This window comes from Halorubrum sp. SP3 (assembly GCF_005435195.1).
GTDB classification, from domain to species: Archaea; Halobacteriota; Halobacteria; order Halobacteriales; family Haloferacaceae; genus Halorubrum; species Halorubrum sodomense.
Genome location: NZ_SGTU01000460.1, coordinates 1 through 377, shown reverse-complemented (window position 1 = coordinate 377; position 377 = coordinate 1). Strand labels below are relative to the sequence as shown.

1 protein-coding gene is annotated in these 377 nt (G+C 46.2%); it reads right to left on the bottom strand.

The window, feature by feature from the left end; all coding sequences use genetic code 11:
- On the bottom strand, window positions 1-356 hold a 356-nt coding region (locus EXE42_RS19885), incomplete at its 3' end, for a hypothetical protein (RefSeq protein WP_206750771.1).
- Window positions 357-377: the final 21 nt, after the last annotated feature.

The window sequence follows — 377 nt, the reverse complement described above, 5'->3', positions numbered from 1 at the left end:
GTGATGTATTCAACGGATTCGGATCGTACAGAGCGGTTCAGTGATGTGAGATGAGTAGTCAGTGATTCTGGAGACGATTCAGCAGTCTGTCTGAATATCTTGGCACATATTTCTCGGATTTCGGTGGTGTACCGATCAATTTGAGCAAATTCATCGACAGTCGATACTGGGCGTTCAAGCTCGTCAAAATAAATGCTCCAGATTATGTCTAGCGACTCCGTGACTGGTTCAGACTCGTCTAATGCCTTTGAGACGATATATCTGCGTGATCTAAGTTCTGCTGGCGAATCATGGGGCTCTGCTGCTGCCCTTAGCTGTTCTTTGATTGTATTCGATGGTCCAGAGCCACTTGCCATCTAGTAACACGTGCTTGTTTC